Raw genomic sequence first — 18360 nt, 5'->3', positions numbered from 1 at the left:
TCTACAAATTAATTGGCAAAATTATTTCCATCCGCCGCCCAGGTCTCTGTAAACATGAACTGCAGCATTAAGTTGTTCTTTTTTAGTATCGATCAATTCCAGTTTAGCTTCTAATGCATCTCTCTGTGTCATTAAAACTTCGAAATAATCTACTCTTGCCGATTTAAACAAATCGTTTGAAACATCAATAGAAGTATTTAAAGCGTCGACTTGTTTTGATTTCAAATCGTAACCTTTTTGAAGATTATCGATCTTAGACAATTGATTGGAAACTTCTAAATAAGCATTTAAAACCGTACGATCATAATTGTACAAAGCTTGAAGCTGTCTTGCGTTTGCACTAGCAAATTCTGCTTTGATTGCATTTCTATTAATCAAAGGCGCCACAAGATCTCCTGCTAATGAATACAAAAGTGATTCTGGCATTGTAAACAAATAAGAAGGTTTAAAAGCATTTACTCCAATCGCTGCTGTAATATCCAAAGAAGGATAAAACTCAGCACGAGCTACTTTTACATCTAATTTTGACGCTACCAATTCTAATTCTGCCTGCTTAACATCTGGGCGATTCTCTAACAATTGAGACGGAATTCCTGAAGTTACAACCGCCGGCAATAAGCTTAAGAAATTATTGTTGCTCGTTCTTTTAATTTCCTGCGGATATCTTCCTAACAAAAAGTTGATTTTATTTTCGGTTTCTTTGATTTGCTGTAAGATATCAAACTCCATACTTTGTGAAGTTAAAACCTCAGCTTCAAATTTCTTAACTCCCAATTCAGTTGCTCTTGCGGCCTGCTTTTGAACTTTTACAATTTCCAAAGCATTAGTCTGCAATTTGATAGTTTGTTTTACAATATCCAACTGATTGTCCAAAGCCATTAATTCGTAATAAGAATCGGCCACTTCAGAGATGAGGTTTGTAATCACAAAGTTTTTACCTTCAACTGTAGCCAAATATCTGTTTAAAGCTGCTTTTTTAGAATTACGCAGTTTTTTCCAGATATCTACTTCCCAATTTGCGTAAGCAGAAATAGTAAAATCCCCAAGCGGATCCGGCATTTCTTTTCCAGGCTTAATTTCAGTCGAAGCATCACCTGCACCCTGGCTTGTATATCTTCCTACTTTTTCTACTCCTGCTCCGGCACGAACACCAACTGTTGGTAACAAAAGTCCTTTTTTAACACGAATATCATTCTTTGCAATTTCGATTTCCTGCAAAGTAATATTTAGTTCCTGATTATTTTTAAGGGCAACATCTATTAAATCTACCAGATTCTGATCCTTAAAATAATCTTTCCAGTTTAATGCTGCCGTATTATTGTTGGCATCCTGAGCCTGGGTTGTCGAACCAAACGATTCAGGTACTGGTGTGCTTGTCGTTACTGCTGCCTCAGGTGCAGGGGTTTTACACCCTGCAACTGTTAGACATGCAGCCAATACAATGCTATATTGATATGTTTTGAATTTATACATGATTGTTATCAATTTCTTCTGTTAATGGATTTTCTTCTTCATGTTTTACCAATTTATGTTTTTCGGCAATCTTAGCGAAGATGAAATACAATCCAGGAATTACAAAAACTCCGCAAATAGTTCCGATAAGCATACCTCCGGCAGCGGCAGTACCAATAGTTCTGTTTCCAATTTTACCCGGACCTGTTGCAAAAGCAAGTGGTAATAAACCAGCGATAAATGCAAACGAAGTCATCAAAATTGGACGGAACCTTGCTTTTGCTCCTTCCATTGCAGACTGTAATACAGATAATCCTGCAGCGTGTCTTTGAATCGCAAACTCCACAATCAGTACGGCGTTTTTACCTAATAAACCAATCAACATTACCATGGCCACCTGAGCATAAATATTGTTCTCTAATCCTGTTAATTTTAATAAAAGGAAAGCTCCAAAAATACCTGCCGGTAAAGAAAGAATTACTGATAATGGCAGAATAAAACTTTCGTACTGAGCAGCTAATACTAAGTAAACGAATCCTAAACAGATTAAGAATACCCAAATAGCCTGATTACCCTGAGCAACCTCATCGGCAGAAATACCTGCCCAGTCAATATCATATCCTCTTGGTAATTTTTCAGCAGCTATTTTCTGAATCACTTTAATTGCTGTACCAGAACTATAACCCGCAGCCGGTGAACCACTGATCTGCGTTGAGGTATACATATTATGACGAGTGATTTCTGAAAGTCCATATACTTTTTCTAATTTCATAAAAGCAGAAAAAGGTACCATTTCATCACGATCATTTTTCACATACAGTTTTAAGATATCATCTGGCTGTGCACGATATTCCGGTGAAGCCTGAACAATTACTTTATAGTTGATACCAAATTTGATAAAACTGATTTCGTAGTTACTTCCCACAAGAGTTGACAAAGTATTCATGGCATTTTCGATAGAAACTCCTTTTTGTTGTGCCAAATCGTTATCAACTTTCATCATGTATTGAGGGAAACTAGAACTATAAAAACTAAATACGTTTGTTAATTCCGGTTGTTTGTTCAGTTCCGCAACGAAGTCGTTGTTAACCTGTTCCATTCTCTTGTAATCTACAGAACCGGTTTTATCTAACAAACGAAGCTCAAATCCTCCAGCAGCTCCATATCCAGGTACGGCAGGCGGTTGGAAAAACTCGATATTAGCTCCTGTAATATCTTTACATTTTTCCTCCATTTCGTGCATAATTTCCAAAACAGATTCTTTTCTGTCGCTCCAGTCTTTCAGGTTCACCAAACACGTTCCTGAGTTGGCTCCTGTACCTTCAGACAGAATTTCGTAACCTGCTAATGAAGAAACTGATTTTACTCCGTCTATATCTTCTGCTATTTTCTGAACTCTCTCTGCAATATTATTAGTTCTTTCCAAAGAAGAACCCGGAGGTGTCTGAATTACAGCGTAAAACATTCCCTGATCCTCATTTGGAATAAATCCTGAAGGAACAGAACTGCTTATTAACCATGTTCCAATACAGAAACCTACAAGTGCCACAATCGTAACCACTCTTCTGTCAACAATTTTACCTAACAGATTTTGATATTTACCTTGCGCTAAATTGAACTTTTCGTTGAAAGCATCAATAAATCTATTGGCAGGTGTTTTCTTTTTAGGCTGACTGTGATTGTTTTTTAACATCATCGCACAAAGTGCCGGTGTCAATGTCAAGGCCACAATACCGGAAAGGATAATCGCAGTTGCCATCGTTACAGAGAACTGTCTGTAGAATACTCCAACAGGACCAGACATAAATGCAACCGGAATAAATACTGCCGCCATTAAGAATGTAATTGCAACAATTGCTCCTGCAATCTCATGCATTGCTTTTTTTGTTGCTTTAAATGGCGAGAGATGTTCTTCTTCCATCTTGGCGTGAACGGCCTCGATAACCACAATCGCATCATCGACGACGACTCCAATTGCTAATACTAAAGCAAACAATGTAATTAAGTTCAATGATATATCGAAGAATGTCATGAACACAAAAGTTCCGATTAGCGATACAGGTACTGCAATTGCCGGAATTACTGTAGAACGCCAGTCTCCTAAGAAAAGGAAAACTACCAAACCTACCAGAATAAACGCTTCTACCAAAGTATGAATTACTTTTTCGATAGAAGCATCAAGGAATTTAGAAACGTCATACGAAATTTCATAATCCATTCCTTTTGGGAATCTTTGCTTGATTTTTTCCAGTTTCGCTTTTACTTCTTCAATAACCTGATTCGCATTACTTCCAAAAGATTGTTTCAATACAATTGCAGCTGATGGTCTTCCATTCAAATTAGAATAGATATCGTACATCGAACTTCCAAATTCAACTTTAGCAACATCTTTCAATCTTAAAAGCTCTCCGTTTGGATTTGCTTTTACCACAATATTCTCATACTGCTCTTTTGTTGTAAAACGTCCCGAATATTTCAATACATACTCAAATGCCTGAGAACGTTTACCGGAACTTTCTCCCGTTTTACCCGGAGAAGCTTCCAAACTCTGACTGGATAATGCTTCCATTACTTCATCAGCAGAAATTTTATAAGCTAGCATACGATCTGGTTTCAACCAAATACGCATAGCATATTCACGTGTTCCTAAGATATCTCCGGAACCAATACCGTTTACCCTTTTCAATTCTGATAGTACGTTGATATCGGCATAGTTGTATAAGAACTTCATGTCGGTATTTTTATCTGTACTGTAAAGGTTCACGTACATCAACATACTTGGTACTTCTCTTGTAATTTTAATCCCTTCACGAATTACCAAGGGAGGTAATTTATTGGTAACCGAAGCGACACGGTTCTGAACGTTAATAGCCGCCTGATTCGGATCTGTTCCTAAGTTGAACACTACTTTGATTGTAGCCTCCCCATCATTCCCGGCGTCAGAAGCCATGTATTTCATTCCCGGAACCCCGTTTAAGGCTCTTTCCAAAGGAATCACCACCGCCTTGATCATCAATTCACCATTAGAACCCGGATAATCTGCGGTAACATTCACCATTGGAGGTGAAATGGTAGGGAATTGTGTAATTGGTAAATTCAATACAGACAAAACCCCTAAAAAGACAATTATCAGCGATATCACTATCGACAATACTGGTCTTTGAATAAATTTATTAAACATTTTTATATTTTTTAATGATTAAACTTATTTGAAGTTTAAAAAGAGTTTCAGGTTTCAGGTTACATTACGAAACTTGAAACAATTAAAACAAAAACCTATTCCGCTTTTAAGCGAAGGTTATTAATTACCTTTTTAGGAGATTCAAACTCGTATTTAATTTTGTCGTTTTCTTTTACTTTCTGAACACCTTCAAGTAAGATTTTATCATTTTCGTTAAGACCGCTTTTGATCACGTATAAATCAGGAATTTCGCCTGTAATCGTGATTTCTCTAGAGCTCACTTTATCGTCTTTACCTACAACGAAAACATATTTCTTATCCTGAATTTCGTAAGTAGCTTTCTGTGGAATTACAATAGCGTTTTTCAACGGAACATTCATCTGAACTTGTCCTGTCTCACCGTTTCTAAGCAATTTATTTGAATTTGGGAATCGTGCTCTAAAAGCGATATTACCAGTTTCATTGTTAAATTCACTTTCTATAACTTCAACATTTCCTTTGTCTTTGAAAATATCTCCGTTAGCTAAAACTAAATTCACTTTGTTATCAGCTCGATCTTTAATGTTTGTTTCATAGCTGATATATTCCGGCTCAGAAACATTGAAATAAGCAAACATTTGACTGTTGTCTGAAAGACTTGTCAACAATTCGCCTTCGTCAATTAAACTTCCTAGTTTTAATGGAATTCTGTCAATTGTTCCGTCAAAAGGAGCTCTGATTTCTGTGAAAGATAAATGCAGTTTTGCCAATGCAACCTCAGCTTTTGCAGACTGTAATTTTGCTTGTGCTGAACTTAATTCGTTTTTAGAAACGATATTTTTATCAGCAAGTAATTTTGAATTTTGCAATTCAATTTCTACTGATTTTTGCTCAGCCTGTGCTTTAAGCAATTCAGACTGATACATGTTTGGCATGATTCTGAACAACAACTGTCCTTTTTTAACAAACTGTCCTTCATCAACATAGATGTTTTGTAAAAACCCTTTTTCCTGGGCACGGATTTCGATGTTTCGGACCGATCTGATCTGCGAAACGTATTCCTTCGTAAATGAAGTATCAATTTTTACCGGATTAGTTACAGTGAACTTTTCCTCTTCTTCTTTTTCTTCTTTTTTTTGTGTACAACTGGTTAAGCACACCAAGGCCATAAAGCCTGTGATCAAGATGATTCTTTTCATGATTTTTAAATGGAAATTAAGCGATTGAATGCTTGGAATACAAAGATTCCTTAAAGATGGAATGTAACATCAGTAAGCCCTGGTCTGACCTTAATTGTCATATAAGCGGAAGTAAGAAAAAAATATACAGCAGCAAGATATGCAGGATCGCAACTTAGGCAACCAATGTATATTTTAAAATCAAATTCTTAATACTCGTTGAGTAATGTATAAAGGATTTGAATGCCCAAAGAAAGGCGTAGAAATTTTAAAACGATTGGAATCATTTGCAACAGACTGATCTGATAAAGCCAGATATAAATCGTCTATTAAACTGTAAGACGTCGCAAAGAATTTGTTCGTAAGTCCATCAACATCATCACTCCCAAGAAGATCTTCTTCAAGATCAATATCTGTAGCATCTTCAATAGTAGAAGATCCACGATCCTGATTAGTAAATTTAACTCGATGTTTCTTTTCAAGATTATGGTGTTGAGGTAAGCCAAAAGTATTTGCATTAAGATATTGACCTCCGCCGAACAGAAGCATATTCATGAATACTAAAAATACTATTAACTTTCTCATTTGGGTGCGAAAGTAATAAAAGATTGGAATAAAAAAAATAAAATAAGAAATCCTTAACATGTAATCGCAAACGAAAACGTTTTCAATTCAAAATAAATTTTAAAGTGTCGGATTTAGACATCAAAAGCAAACAAACAACTATTAATCAACAACTTAAAACAAAATTTGCATAATCGTAAATTCTTGTCCAGCTTTGATAAAAGTATTTCCGGTATCCTTCATGCCAAATTTTTTATAAAATTCTTTTTTTTCTGTTCTGGCATTACACCAAATTTTTTTAATTCCTTTCTCTTCTGCAGCTTTAAAAATATGTTTCAGCAGTAAAGATGCAATTCCTCTGCCCTGATAGTCAATTAAGGTTGCCAATTTTCTAAACTGCATAACCTCTCCTTCGATAAAACAAGAAACTATAGAAACTAATTGATTGTCTTCAAAAACACCATAATGCAGACCAAAATTATCTTCCTCAAGCTGGACAAATTCAAATGGCTGATTGGGCCACATCACTTCGTGTCTGATCTTCCAGGTATCGGCAGCATTAATCATTCTAATTTCCATTTTTAATCTATTTTAATTAAATCAAAAATAACTATTTACGATAAAACAGGAAAAACAAGAGTTTTTGCATCCTTTCCTTTTTTAAAAAATTACAAAAAAATAAATCAGACAAATCATTCATTTTAAACCTTTTATGATTATTTTTATACAACCAAAATCAAACAAAATCCGTTATGAAAAAATTCTTTTTAATAGCATTTTTATGTATTTGCGTAAATGGATTCGCGCAGTTACTGCAGGTTGGTCCTCAGATTTCTACTAATATTACTTCTATAAATACCAATAATTTTAGTTCGGATCATACTAATACGGGAATTGGTTTTGCCGCATTTGCCAGAGTAAATCTTTTACTTTTTTATGGACAGGCCGAATTTGGTTATGCCAAATCAAATTTCAGCGTTTATCAGAATGGTGTTGGGGAAACCGAATTCAAATTAGGAGGAACAGACGCTTCTTTAATTGCAGGATACAAACTTATACCTCTGGGGAAATTAGGAAACGTAAGGCTTTTTGTTGGATACAACTGGAAAAATTACTCCGATATTAGTACAAACAATGGTTTAAATTCTATCGCAATAGACAAAAATAACCATAGTATAATTGGCGGCGTTGGCGTTGATGTATGGAAACTGACTTTTGATGTAAGATATCTGGCCGGTTTAAGCGACATTGATTCTTCTAACGGAGAAATAAAAACTGGTGTCACCAATTTTTCACTCGGATTTAAATTCTTGTAAAAGATTATTCTATAAAAAAGGGAATCGATTGATTCCCTTTTCTATTAGTTTTTAATATAATAACTTTCTTCGTTATCGTTTTGTATTTTTTCAATTCCATCTTCGGTTTTAACCGCAACATTAATAACATGAAGTACATCTGCTTTTTCATTGATACTGCAATTCCAAATAGTACCATCAGAAAGGATAATTTCAGAAAATGGAGATGCTGTACTATTGGCATCATTATAAATTAAATTTTCTGTTTTTAAAAGTTTCTTGGAGTTCGTTTTTTTATCTACTTCGTAAAATAAAATCTGATTTTCTTTAATTTCAATCAACTCTTCAGATGTAGATTGACTTTCAGTATTTACAGCTGTACTTGCCCAAACCGGTTTATTACCCGATTTTTTCCAGGTTCCAACTGCCTGATCCATAATTTCTTTTCGCAAAACTTCACGTAAAGTATCCACTTTTTTACTTGCTTCCTGAGCAATTTCATTTTCAGGTTTAATTTTAGCTGCTAAAGAGAATAAATCGATAGCTTTAACAAAATCAGCTTTTTTGTAATAAGAAACAGCTAATTCATACTTGCTTTTTTGAAATGCAGTCTTTTGATCATTTTGTCCAAAAAACTTAAGGCTAATCAAAAAAACAATTAGGGGGAATGTTTTTTTCATTATTAGGGGGGATTGATTTGTTGCTTTGCAAACCTAATTTTTTTGAATAAAGTTTCCTACTTTTTTTTAGATTTTTAAACTATTTAAAATCAATCAAAATAAAAAGATAACCCAAACATTATATTCTCTTTTTATTTTGATTAAAATCTCTATTAATTCGAAAACGAATTCAGGATTTCGATTGCTTTTTTTGCATCTTTTTTATTTACAAAAATATGATCGTGATAATAAGCTGCAACAACATTACAGCTGATTTCATTTTCCGAAAGTGCTTTCGAAAACGCTGCTGTTAAACCCACAGCTTCTAACGACGAATGTACAGTAAGCGTTATCCAAGCCATTAGAACTGAATACTCTAATTGTAATAAATCGGCAGTTTCTTTTTTTAGGATTAAAGTAATTGCTTCTTTTTCTTTAAAAAACATTTCAATACTATCTAAATCAACCTTTTCTAAGTTTTCTACTTTACAAAAAACATAATCTCCCGTATTCAATTCAGGTTTCATGCTTTTTAGTAATTGTTGTAAATCTTTTTCTCCTGACATTTTTAATTATTTCAGTATTAAGCTGTTATTTTTAGGAGTTGCATCCATAAAAATACCACCATCAAGCTCTACTTGTTTAATTTTCTTAGCGCTTTTCAAAACAATTTTAGCTGTTTTTGGATTCTTTTCCCAAATTGCAGGTGTTTGATGTAAAGTTATTTTTGAATTATCTGCATAAGTAATTATAACATCAAAAGGAATCGCAAAACCACCAATATTCTCTACTGTAATAACTTTATTATCTGTAGAAACACCTTTAACTGCAATGTCTAAGTAATTATTGGTAAAAAACCAGTTATTGAAAAACCAATTTAAGTTTTTCCCTGTTGCCGTATTAAAAGAATTAAAATAATCCCACGGAATTGGATGTTTTCCATTCCAGGTATCCATATAGTCATGTAACGCTTTTTTAAACAAATCATCGCCTAACATATCTTTTAAAGCTAAATAGGAAAGAGAAGCTTTTCCGTATGAATTATTCCCATAACCTGCTCCGGAAACCTGAGTAGACATTGATATGATTGGCTGATCTTCTTCGGTAGAACGATCATTTATATACCCTTTAACTCTAAAATTTTTATAGAATTGATCTGCAGCTTCCTGACCATGTTCTGCAATTCCAATTAAATATTCAAAAGTAGTTGCCCAGCCTTCATCCATGAAAGCATAACGTGTTTCATTAATTCCCATGTAAAAAGGAAAATAAGTATGCGCTACTTCGTGATCTTGCACCAATTGGGCAAATTTTGCATCTCCCATTTGCGAATCATTACACATCATTGGATATTCCATATCGGCAAAGCCCTGAAAAGCCGTCATTTTTGAAAACGGGTACGGAACTCCCGGCCAGTGATTAGAAAACCAATCTAAAGCATATTGATTGTTTTTAACGGAATTTACGAAATCTGTTCCCTTAATATCATAAGCGGCCTGAACACTTGCACGACGATTTGTTTTCTTGTCTACAATTACACTGCTTGCATCCCACAAATAATGATCGCTCAAACCAAATGTAACATCAGTAATATTTTTAGCTTCAAATTTCCAAACATTCCAATCGTATTGTTTCGTTACAATACCGCTTTTCATTTCCTGTTCGTTTGCAATATGAAGAATTTCATCTGTTGTATAAGATTTTTTCAAACGAGCAGCAAACTCCGGTTGCAAAACCTCATCCGGATTTAACAAGTCTCCTGTTGCATAAACCACATAATTCTTAGGTGCTTTTACGGAGAAAACATAATCATTAAAATCATTGTAAAACTCCTGACGATCTGTATGTGGTAACATATCCCAACCGTTATAATCATCATAAACTGAAATTCGGGGATAACTATAAGCCACAAAAAAAGTCGTTTCGTCTATCTGACCTTCTCTCCCGCTTTCCTTAGACAAAGGATAATTCCACTGAATATTTATGATCGTTTTAGAATTTGGTAAAATTGCTTTTTTTAATTTTACAGCTCCAACAGTTCCCCATTTTCTGGCATTCTCTTTATAGACTTCATTCTCTATTTTTAGTGAAGTAATAGTTAATCCGTCACTTAAAAAATCGTCGCTTACACTGCTGCCACGAGGCGATGAAGGTTTATGAAGATTGTTTACAAAACGAATAGCCAGACTTCTTAACGTATCTTTACTATTGTTTTCATATATAATGGTTTCTGTTCCGCTTACTATTTTCGTTGCAGGATCAACGGCAATTTCCATATTGTATTTTCCGTGATTCTGCCAATAGTTTTTTCCTGGTTTTCCGTCTTTAGAACGTGTTCCTTCTGCGAAAGCTTGTTTTATATTTCTTGGCATGTAAAGCTCTTGGGCAAAGTTATTTTGAGCAAAAAAAACAAATGCTATTACTGCAAAATGCAATATTCTCTTTTCCATAAGTTATTCTTAGGTCTTTTAAATTAATTTTTAATAACAAATTAGTGGATATCTTTCTACTATTGTTACAAAGCGATGCAAATTTAATTATTAATTGTGAATTGTTAGAGATTGATGTTTTGTAGTTTATCGTTTATGGTTTATCGTTTTAAAAAACTTAGAATCTTAGCGTCTTAGTATCTCAGCATCTTAAAAAAGAAAAACCGTCTGCCACCAAAAAGGCAACAGACGGTATCTACAATTAATATATAACCTTGATTACTACAAAATATAATCGGTATTAATAAAATTCGATTCTTTGCTGTTAAGCAATTCCTGCAGAATCTCGTTATTATAACCAATATCTTTTGAAGCGACAAACGTACGAATTGAGAAAGAACGCAAAGCATCCGGAATACTTAAAGTTCCTACAGCAGAATCTTTACGTCCTGTAAAAGGGAATGCATCTGGTCCTCTTTGGCAAGAACTATTTAAGTTTACTCTGCAAACTAAATTTACTAAGGCATCAATAAGCGGTGCAAGCGTTTTAATGTCTTTTCCAAACAAACTTACCTGTTGTCCGTAGTTTGATTCGGCCATATCTTTCAATGGTTCTTTTATATCTTTGAACGAAAGAACAGGAACAACAGGTCCAAATTGTTCTTCGTGATACACTCGCATTTCTTTATTTACCGGATACAAGACAGCTGGAAAAATATAATTATCGGTATGTTTTCCTCCTTTTTCATTAATGATTTTTGCGCCTTTTGAAGTTGCATCATCAATTAATCCCTGAATGTAAGCTGGTTTTTCTGATTCCGGAAGCGGTGTCAAAGAAACTCCATTATCCCATGGATTTCCAAAAACTAAACTATCTACTTTTTCAGCAAAACGTTTGTTGAATTCTTCTCTGATAGATTCGTGAACGTATAATACTTTTAAAGCCGTACAACGCTGTCCGTTGAAAGACAAACTTCCTGTAATACATTCCTGAATAGCCAAATCCAAGTCGGCATCCGGAAGAATAATCGCTGGGTTTTTAGCTTCTAAACCTAAAATCAAACGCAATCTGTTTTTGTTTGGATGCTGATCTTGTAAAGCAATCGCTGATTTACTGTTTCCAATTAATGCCAAAACATCAATTTTTCCGGATTTCATAATCGGAGAAGCTACTTCACGACCTCTTCCATAAACAATATTGATTACCCCTTTTGGGAAACTACTCCTAAATGCTTCCAATAAAGGCGAAATACATAGAACTCCATGCTTAGCAGGCTTGAAGATTACAGTATTCCCCATAATCAAAGCCGGAATCAATAATGAAAAAGTTTCATTTAATGGATAGTTGTAAGGTCCAAGACACAAAACTACTCCAAGAGGTCCACGGCGGATCATAGCGTTTACGCCTTGTACTTTTTCAAAATGAGAACTTCTTCCGTTTAGTTCTTTATAACTTGCAATTGTATCGTAAATATATTCTACTGTTCTGTCGAACTCTTTTTGCGAATCTCCCAATGATTTTCCAATTTCCCACATCAGGTATTTTACTACCTCTTCGCGGGTTTCTTTCATTTGTTTCACAAAGTTCTCCATGCTTTTAATACGATCGGCAACTTTCATGGTTGGCCATAAGCCCTGCCCCATATCGTATGCATTGGTCGCCGCTTCGACAACTTCTGCTGCTTCTTTTTCTCCCATAAAAGGAATTGATCCTAATAAAGTCGGCGAATATTTTTCTGTTGAAGAAATAGTTGAAAACACAGGTGTGGTTTGCCCTGTCCATTGTTTCAATTCTCCATTTACAAGATAAGTATCTTGATTGATCAGCGTATTAATCTGATATTCTTCTGGTATAAAACTCATAGTTTGGTTATTTAATGGTCTGGTAATTCTATTTTCAAAAGAAAAAAGAGGCTTTTGTATGCCTCTTCTTCTTTTATGGTTGTACTGTTTCGCCTTCCCAATCCAGGATTCCGCCAAGCAGATTGTAGGCATTCTGTATACCCAACTCATTCATGATCTGGCATGCTTTTGCACTTCTTGCTCCAGAACGACAGTATACATAATAGTTTTTATTTTTGTCTAATTCTTCGATTTCATAGATGAACCCCTGCCCTTTATTGATATCAATGTTTAAAGCATTCTCAATGTAGCCGTCATTAAATTCGTCTTCAGTTCTTACGTCAAGTATAACTGCATTTTCGTCAGCTTCTAACTGAGCAACCCAATCTTCTTGTGATAAATTCATAATAAAATGTGTTTTTGTAAAATTACGACGTTTCTATTTATAAAAAACGTACCAAATGCGATTTCGATTATTATTCTCAGAAAACGTTTTAGAGAAAGTATTATAATCAGTGATTTACAAATTTAGTTACTATTTTTAAAAATTCAGTCTACAAAATCGGTAGAAAATAGGATTTTTTCATTTTCATAAAATACATCTAAAATCATATTTACTGACAATTAATCCCATTTCAATCTATTATCTTTGTAATAAATTATAATTTTTAATTTCTTTTTGACAAAATTTAAGGTGCAAAAAAAATCACATCTGTCTGTTCGAGCAGAGTCTAAAACTCTATAGATCTCGACTCCGCTCGATGTGACAAAACAATTTATAACAATGCAAAATTCATTAAAAACCATCTTTCCTAATTTCTCCAATGAACTTATTGCTACTATTGAAGAAAATGGAAGCCTTCAGGATTTTGAAGCCGGAACTATTTTAATGCGTACCGGGCAATACATCAAGAATACGGCTTTAATTACCAAAGGTAAAATCAAGATTTATCGTCAGGGAGAAGATGGAGGCGAATTTTTATTGTATTATTTACAGCCAGGTCAGGCTTGCGCAATTTCAATGATTTGCACTGCAAAAAGTGAGAAAAGCCAGATTATGGCAAAAGTTGTTGAAGATGTGTCTGTAATGATGATTCCGCTGCAATCTATGGACAAATGGATGATGGAACACAGAAGCTGGTACGAATTTGTAATTGAAACTTACAGAAGCCGTTTCGAAGAAGTTCTAGAAGTAGTCGACAATATTGCATTCCGTTCTATGGATGAACGTTTGGAATTTTATTTAAAAAGACATTCTGATGCCTGTGGCTGTTCTGAAGTAAATCTTTCGCATCAGGAAATCGCAACCGAATTAAATACTTCCCGTGAAGTCGTTTCCAGATTACTCAAAAAAATGGAACAGCGCGGTTTAGTTAAACTCAACCGAAACCAAATTGAGTTATTAAAATAGTTTTTCTGTTGTCAGGCTGAGCGAAATCTAAGCCCAAAAAGCATTTCGACTTCGCTCAATGCGACACAATAATTCGTGAATTCGTGGCGAAAAAAATCCTTCTGTGATAAATGTTACTGTAGGTTTCTAATTTCCGAAGCAACTTTGCATTAAAATAAATGCAATGGAATACTTTGGCTTTTTTGCTTCAATCATAATCGGAATCACACTTGGCTTAATTGGCGGAGGCGGATCGATTTTGACTATTCCAATTTTAGTTTACTTATTTAAAGTAAATCCGGACCAGGCCACTTCATATTCTTTATTTATTGTTGGTTTAACTGCATTATTTGGAAGTTACAGCCATTATAAAATGGGAAATCTAAAATTAAAGTCGGCTTTGTATTTTGCCGTTCCATCAGTAATTTCTATTTTGATTATACGTGAAGTAATTTTTCCTCAAATTGCCAAAACTCTATTCTGCATAGCATCTTATACGGTTTCCAAAGATTTTCTAATCATGGTAATTTTTTCTGTATTAATGATTACTGCAGCCATTTCGATGATTAAAAAAAATCAGCCAGAAATAAAATCTGCTGAAACCAATTATCTTCAATTAAGCATAATTGGATTTTTAGTTGGAATCGTAACCGGATTTCTTGGAGCGGGGGGAGGATTTTTAATTATTCCTGCACTGCTTTTCTTTGCTAACTTACCAATGAAACAAGCCGTTGGTACTTCATTATTAATCATTACCATTAATTCATCAATTGGTTTTGCCGGTGATTTATACATCGGAACGCCTATAGATTATACTTTTCTTTTGAGTGTTTCGGCAATGGCTCTGATCGGAATGTTGATTGGAAGCCAGCTTTCTAAAAAAATAGACGGCGTTAAACTGAAACCGCTTTTCGGATGGTTTGTCCTTGTAATGGGAATTTACATCATTACAAAAGAAATTTTGTTTTAGAATTTAATATTTATCACTGATTGAGCGATTAGTATAAATTTTTAAATATTTTGAATTTAGTTTTACTTGTAGAGTAATCTTTGTCAAAGTTTTACACTTTGACAAAGATGAAACTAAAAAATCCGTTTATCCCTAAAGATAAACGGATTTTTTTTAGACATAATTTTTATATAAAGTCCGTTTTGAATATAGACCAGAACTAATTCTCACCAATCCAGTTTTAGTCTTACTTTTCTATTCGCCACCAATGATAATAATTATGAAGTCCATCATATTCAAATCCACATCGAGGATATAATTGATTTCCTATATCATTAGTTTTTTCTGTTTCCAGCATCAAGCCACACGCTCCCGTTTCTTCACACCATTGTTTGCTTCGATCAATTAATGCAACAGACAAACCTTTACCACGATAATCCGGATGTACAAAAAGATCGCTTAACAACCATTGTTTTTGCAGTTTTGTATAATGAAACAATTTGTATAGTTGTACAAAACCGACTGCTTTTTCGTCTACAAAGGCTAAAAAAATATCCGATTCGTTATTTAACAATCGATCTTTAAGAAATGCTTTCCCTTTTTCTACATCTGACTCTTGTCGATAGAAAACACGATAAAGATTAAAAAGTTCTGCTGCTTCATTGAGATCTTCGATACTTGCTTTTTTAATTTTGTAAACCATTGCTTTAAATATTTAGTTAAAAAGCGAAAATATTACAAAGAAGAAACCCATTTATAGTCCAGTTTTCAGAAAACAAGCTCGTCCAGCAATTTCATATCTCTCCAAATTTGATTTTATAACGTTGCAGTTCATGTTCAGTTCTGTTTAAGAGTTTTTCCAATAATTGAATCTTATCTTCATAAAGCTCTTTTAATACAGATGAATTGTCGGCATTTATTAAAATACTTCCGTTATTGTTTCCTGTAATTTTATTGAAGTTGTTAAAATACTTATCGTAATCAAAGCTAATTATATCCTCAACACTGACATCTAAAATTCTTCCTATATCAACCAATTTCTCGTAACTCAAAGAAGTCTTTCCTTTTTCAATTTTACTGTAACCTGCCTGGGTTACACCTAATCTTTCTGCCATATATTCCTGAGTATAATTCTTTAACTCTCTAATGTTTTTGATTTTGTTTTTAATTGTTGCGGCCATAATTTTTCTGATTTGCGGTCATGTATAGTTAAAACAGCCAGCTGCTAAATTTAATAACAGCATAACTATACTTATTTTTGGGTATTCTAAAGCTACTTTATAATTGGGAATTTATAAAGCACTATTTTATTAATTTTCTCTTTTGGTAATAAAATAACCATACATCAAAGCTGCCATTATGAGAACAAAATCATAACGGTAAATTTCACATACAATCATTTCTCAATTATTATATTACGCGGTTCTTCTTATATTTCTTTCAAACTGAAGATCCAAATAATGATCAATCTGCCTGCCTATCAGGAGACGATCTTTTGATGCAATTTTTGTTCTAATTTCGCTTTTGTATATATCTTTTACAAAAATAAAATAGACAAATTCAGTCTTACTTTTAAATCCAGAAGTTATTATAAGAATATAACACAAAAGCACTGGAATAACATAGTTCAAATCCGTTAGTTCGGAAAAAATCATACCGCAATAAGCTGCAGTAGCTCCGGCAATAAAGGTGCCATTTTGTATAAAATATTTTTTCTTTTTCTTAAGAAGTCCAAGCTCTTTTATTTCATCAAATTGGTACTGCCATTTTTTAGATTTGTAATCAAATTTAATCTTGTCGGGAAAAATTTTCAAGGGCATAATTCTAGTAGGTAAAAAATAAATTTAAGTGTTTTTTGGAAATTATTTTTTTAAGAATTCCAGGGGAAAAATTCTTAGTTTAGCAATATTAAGCAATAACTTCTTTTTTTTTCTACACCTTAACTTATAGAATATAACTATTAGTTGTAATTAAATCTTTAATAAATGATTATGCTAATAAAATGGGCTTATTTAGGACATTATATTTTTTTATTCTGCCAAAAATCAAAATAAAAATCCGTTTATTTTCAAATGATAGGCAGATTCTTAATTTGATATTATTCTATATCATATTAAGAACTCTTCTTCTGTCAATGCCTTTAGAAAAACAGATCCTAAATATTTTTAAAGTTGTTTTTTTTTTCTGAATTGCCTTCTATTTCAGCCAGAGGTAAACAAATCTATACAAATAAAAGACATTAGTCAAACTTCTACAATTTGGCTAAACTATAATCCTTGACTCAAACAAAAAACCTCCAGTTAAAACTGGAGGCAATTCATTTCGTAATTAAAATAAAAATTCGTGAATTTTGGGCTATAAAAAATCAATGTTCACCATATCCAATATCGTCCATCTTCCCACTAAACACTCTATATTGAATAATAAAATAAACAATCACCAGAAATAAAGCCACAAAAAACCAGCTCAATCCTGCATTTAATCCATATTCATGAGCGGCAGTATTATAAATCGTTAATGAAGGATTTACTTTATTGGTTGAAGGTAAAACATTCGGGAAAATAGAAACCGCTGTTGAAGCAAATCCCCCGACTAAAAACAAAGTTGAAAATATAAATCCGTGACCATCTTTTTTAAAGGAACGGACTTTAAACAACCCCAAAATCCCAACAAAAGTTATGAAAGGGAAAAACCATAAAATCGGGTTTTCGACGAAATTATGAAATGGTTTTGGCTCAATAAAATGCCAAATTTGTAATGAAATACAAACTAAAACCAATAGAACAATATTCAAAGCAAAAACCACTTTTTTAAGTTTTGGATTCAGTGACGAATTCGTTTTATAAATAATCCAGTTTGCACCGTGAATGGTTAGTGCTACAACACTCACAATTCCTAAAAAAAGCGTAAACCAGTCGATGATTCCCAATTCATTTGCCTGCGGACTAAAAGTTGGATTCCATAAAGGCAGAAAGAAATAATGCGCTTCCTGCGTAGAAATACCATTTTGAACCATTCCGAGATTGACGCCGCGAACGATATTTCCTAAAGCAATTCCGAAAAACAAAGCCAAAAGTAAACTTGCAATTCCAAAAGCTTTATCCCAAATACTTTCCCACATATGATTGTGTACCTGACCGCGCATTTCCAATCCGATGGCGCGGAAAATCAAAAGCCATAAAATCATAATCAATGGCAAATAAAAACCACTGAAAGAAGAAGCGTATAAAGTCGGAAAAGCAAAAAACAAAACACCTCCCGCCGCAATCAGCCAAACTTCATTGGCATCCCAAAACGGACCAATTGCACTTGTAATTGCTTTTTTGTCTTTTTCTGTATCAGCAAAAAATAAATGAATAATTCCTGCGCCAAAATCGTAACCATCTAAAACGAGATAAACGGCTAAAATTCCCATTAAAACTATATACCAAAAAAATTCCAT

Annotated in this window: 17 protein-coding genes; 3 read left to right on the top strand and 14 right to left on the bottom strand. The window is 33.8% G+C overall.

The genetic code is table 11. The features are described 5' to 3' along the window. Positions 1 to 21: 21 nt before the first annotated feature. The 5 genes from ACFS3A_RS11450 to ACFS3A_RS11430 all read right to left on the bottom strand — a co-directional run bounded on the left by ACFS3A_RS11450 (position 22) and on the right by ACFS3A_RS11430 (position 6933). Positions 22 to 1473, bottom strand: a complete 1452-nt coding sequence (locus tag ACFS3A_RS11450; protein WP_379825587.1) for a TolC family protein — start codon at positions 1471 to 1473, stop codon at positions 22 to 24. Continuing rightward, the gene (locus ACFS3A_RS11445; RefSeq protein ID WP_379825586.1) at positions 1466 to 4633 is read right to left on the bottom strand and encodes an efflux RND transporter permease subunit; all 3168 of its coding nucleotides are present in this window, start codon (positions 4631 to 4633) and stop codon (positions 1466 to 1468) included. The genes ACFS3A_RS11450 and ACFS3A_RS11445 overlap by 8 nt, the downstream gene beginning before the upstream one ends. Positions 4634 to 4728: 95 nt before the next feature. Beyond that, positions 4729 to 5811 (bottom strand): efflux RND transporter periplasmic adaptor subunit, encoded by a 1083-nt coding sequence (locus tag ACFS3A_RS11440; RefSeq protein WP_379825585.1) that lies wholly within the window; start codon positions 5809 to 5811, stop codon positions 4729 to 4731. Positions 5812 to 5991: 180 nt separating this feature from the next. Beyond that, positions 5992 to 6375 (bottom strand): hypothetical protein, encoded by a 384-nt coding sequence (locus tag ACFS3A_RS11435; RefSeq protein WP_379825584.1) that lies wholly within the window; start codon positions 6373 to 6375, stop codon positions 5992 to 5994. A gap of 153 nt (positions 6376 to 6528) precedes the next feature. Next, the gene (locus ACFS3A_RS11430) at positions 6529 to 6933 is read right to left on the bottom strand and encodes a GNAT family N-acetyltransferase (protein WP_379825582.1); all 405 of its coding nucleotides are present in this window, start codon (positions 6931 to 6933) and stop codon (positions 6529 to 6531) included. Between the two features lie 173 nt (positions 6934 to 7106). Here ACFS3A_RS11430 and ACFS3A_RS11425 point away from each other — a divergent pair, with 173 nt between their 5' ends. Beyond that, positions 7107 to 7670 (top strand): outer membrane beta-barrel protein, encoded by a 564-nt coding sequence (locus ACFS3A_RS11425; RefSeq protein ID WP_379825581.1) that lies wholly within the window; start codon positions 7107 to 7109, stop codon positions 7668 to 7670. Positions 7671 to 7714: 44 nt separating this feature from the next. Here ACFS3A_RS11425 and ACFS3A_RS11420 read toward each other — a convergent pair whose 3' ends face one another. The 5 genes from ACFS3A_RS11420 to ACFS3A_RS11400 all read right to left on the bottom strand — a co-directional run bounded on the left by ACFS3A_RS11420 (position 7715) and on the right by ACFS3A_RS11400 (position 12985). Further along, entirely contained in the window at positions 7715 to 8329 is a 615-nt protein-coding gene (locus tag ACFS3A_RS11420; RefSeq protein WP_379825580.1) for a hypothetical protein, read from the bottom strand. A gap of 152 nt (positions 8330 to 8481) precedes the next feature. Then, positions 8482 to 8874 (bottom strand): ACT domain-containing protein, encoded by a 393-nt coding sequence (locus tag ACFS3A_RS11415; RefSeq protein ID WP_379825579.1) that lies wholly within the window; start codon positions 8872 to 8874, stop codon positions 8482 to 8484. Between the two features lie 6 nt (positions 8875 to 8880). Next, positions 8881 to 10758, bottom strand: a complete 1878-nt coding sequence (locus tag ACFS3A_RS11410; protein ID WP_379825578.1) for a M1 family metallopeptidase — start codon at positions 10756 to 10758, stop codon at positions 8881 to 8883. A gap of 261 nt (positions 10759 to 11019) precedes the next feature. After that, on the bottom strand, positions 11020 to 12600 hold the full coding sequence (locus ACFS3A_RS11405) for an NADP-dependent glyceraldehyde-3-phosphate dehydrogenase (RefSeq protein WP_379825577.1): 1581 nt from the start codon (positions 12598 to 12600) through the stop codon (positions 11020 to 11022). A gap of 73 nt (positions 12601 to 12673) precedes the next feature. Further along, positions 12674 to 12985, bottom strand: coding sequence for a rhodanese-like domain-containing protein (locus ACFS3A_RS11400; RefSeq protein ID WP_091491996.1), 312 nt, complete (start codon positions 12983 to 12985; stop codon positions 12674 to 12676). 378 nt (positions 12986 to 13363) lie between these two features. On the opposite strand from ACFS3A_RS11400, the gene ACFS3A_RS11395 reads away from it, so the two are divergent. Both ACFS3A_RS11395 and ACFS3A_RS11390 read left to right on the top strand, forming a co-directional pair. Continuing rightward, complete coding sequence (locus ACFS3A_RS11395; protein ID WP_091491998.1) at positions 13364 to 13990, top strand: Crp/Fnr family transcriptional regulator; 627 nt, start codon at positions 13364 to 13366, stop codon at positions 13988 to 13990. Between the two features lie 163 nt (positions 13991 to 14153). After that, a complete protein-coding gene (locus ACFS3A_RS11390; RefSeq protein ID WP_379825576.1) occupies positions 14154 to 14939 on the top strand; it encodes a sulfite exporter TauE/SafE family protein in 786 nt (261 codons plus the stop codon). A gap of 226 nt (positions 14940 to 15165) precedes the next feature. Here ACFS3A_RS11390 and ACFS3A_RS11385 read toward each other — a convergent pair whose 3' ends face one another. The 4 genes from ACFS3A_RS11385 to cydB form a co-directional block, all read right to left on the bottom strand. Continuing rightward, positions 15166 to 15621 (bottom strand): GNAT family N-acetyltransferase, encoded by a 456-nt coding sequence (locus ACFS3A_RS11385; protein ID WP_379825575.1) that lies wholly within the window; start codon positions 15619 to 15621, stop codon positions 15166 to 15168. A gap of 91 nt (positions 15622 to 15712) precedes the next feature. After that, entirely contained in the window at positions 15713 to 16099 is a 387-nt protein-coding gene (locus tag ACFS3A_RS11380) for a helix-turn-helix transcriptional regulator (RefSeq protein WP_379825573.1), read from the bottom strand. 234 nt (positions 16100 to 16333) lie between these two features. After that, a complete protein-coding gene (locus ACFS3A_RS11375) occupies positions 16334 to 16738 on the bottom strand; it encodes a hypothetical protein (RefSeq protein ID WP_379825572.1) in 405 nt (134 codons plus the stop codon). A 545-nt stretch (positions 16739 to 17283) separates the two neighbouring features. Next, on the bottom strand, positions 17284 to 18360 hold the full coding sequence (gene cydB, locus ACFS3A_RS11370; protein WP_379825571.1) for a cytochrome d ubiquinol oxidase subunit II: 1077 nt from the start codon (positions 18358 to 18360) through the stop codon (positions 17284 to 17286).

It is taken from the genome of Flavobacterium notoginsengisoli (assembly GCF_042686225.1).
In the GTDB taxonomy this organism is placed as follows: Bacteria; Bacteroidota; Bacteroidia; order Flavobacteriales; family Flavobacteriaceae; genus Flavobacterium; species Flavobacterium notoginsengisoli.
The sequence above is the reverse complement of the archived record's forward strand: the minus strand, read 5'-3'. Positions and strand labels throughout refer to the sequence as shown.

What these genes read in the sequence shown, in the direction of transcription:
- ACFS3A_RS11385 (WP_379825575.1), bottom strand. Translation starts at nt 15,621, where the DNA reads ATGGTTTACAAAATTAAAAAAGCAAGTATCGAAGATCTCAATGAAGCA.
- ACFS3A_RS11400 (WP_091491996.1), bottom strand. Translation starts at nt 12,985, where the DNA reads ATGAATTTATCACAAGAAGATTGGGTTGCTCAGTTAGAAGCTGACGAA.
- ACFS3A_RS11445 (WP_379825586.1), bottom strand. Translation starts at nt 4,633, where the DNA reads ATGTTTAATAAATTTATTCAAAGACCAGTATTGTCGATAGTGATATCG.
- ACFS3A_RS11415 (WP_379825579.1), bottom strand. Translation starts at nt 8,874, where the DNA reads ATGTCAGGAGAAAAAGATTTACAACAATTACTAAAAAGCATGAAACCT.
- ACFS3A_RS11410 (WP_379825578.1), bottom strand. Translation starts at nt 10,758, where the DNA reads ATGGAAAAGAGAATATTGCATTTTGCAGTAATAGCATTTGTTTTTTTT.
- ACFS3A_RS11430 (WP_379825582.1), bottom strand. Translation starts at nt 6,933, where the DNA reads ATGGAAATTAGAATGATTAATGCTGCCGATACCTGGAAGATCAGACAC.
- ACFS3A_RS11405 (WP_379825577.1), bottom strand. Translation starts at nt 12,600, where the DNA reads ATGAGTTTTATACCAGAAGAATATCAGATTAATACGCTGATCAATCAA.
- ACFS3A_RS11450 (WP_379825587.1), bottom strand. Translation starts at nt 1,473, where the DNA reads ATGTATAAATTCAAAACATATCAATATAGCATTGTATTGGCTGCATGT.
- cydB (WP_379825571.1), bottom strand. Translation starts at nt 18,360, where the DNA reads ATGGAATTTTTTTGGTATATAGTTTTAATGGGAATTTTAGCCGTTTAT.
- ACFS3A_RS11395 (WP_091491998.1), top strand. Translation starts at nt 13,364, where the DNA reads ATGCAAAATTCATTAAAAACCATCTTTCCTAATTTCTCCAATGAACTT.
- ACFS3A_RS11440 (WP_379825585.1), bottom strand. Translation starts at nt 5,811, where the DNA reads ATGAAAAGAATCATCTTGATCACAGGCTTTATGGCCTTGGTGTGCTTA.
- ACFS3A_RS11435 (WP_379825584.1), bottom strand. Translation starts at nt 6,375, where the DNA reads ATGAGAAAGTTAATAGTATTTTTAGTATTCATGAATATGCTTCTGTTC.
- ACFS3A_RS11380 (WP_379825573.1), bottom strand. Translation starts at nt 16,099, where the DNA reads ATGGCCGCAACAATTAAAAACAAAATCAAAAACATTAGAGAGTTAAAG.
- ACFS3A_RS11390 (WP_379825576.1), top strand. Translation starts at nt 14,154, where the DNA reads ATGGAATACTTTGGCTTTTTTGCTTCAATCATAATCGGAATCACACTT.
- ACFS3A_RS11375 (WP_379825572.1), bottom strand. Translation starts at nt 16,738, where the DNA reads ATGCCCTTGAAAATTTTTCCCGACAAGATTAAATTTGATTACAAATCT.
- ACFS3A_RS11420 (WP_379825580.1), bottom strand. Translation starts at nt 8,329, where the DNA reads ATGAAAAAAACATTCCCCCTAATTGTTTTTTTGATTAGCCTTAAGTTT.
- ACFS3A_RS11425 (WP_379825581.1), top strand. Translation starts at nt 7,107, where the DNA reads ATGAAAAAATTCTTTTTAATAGCATTTTTATGTATTTGCGTAAATGGA.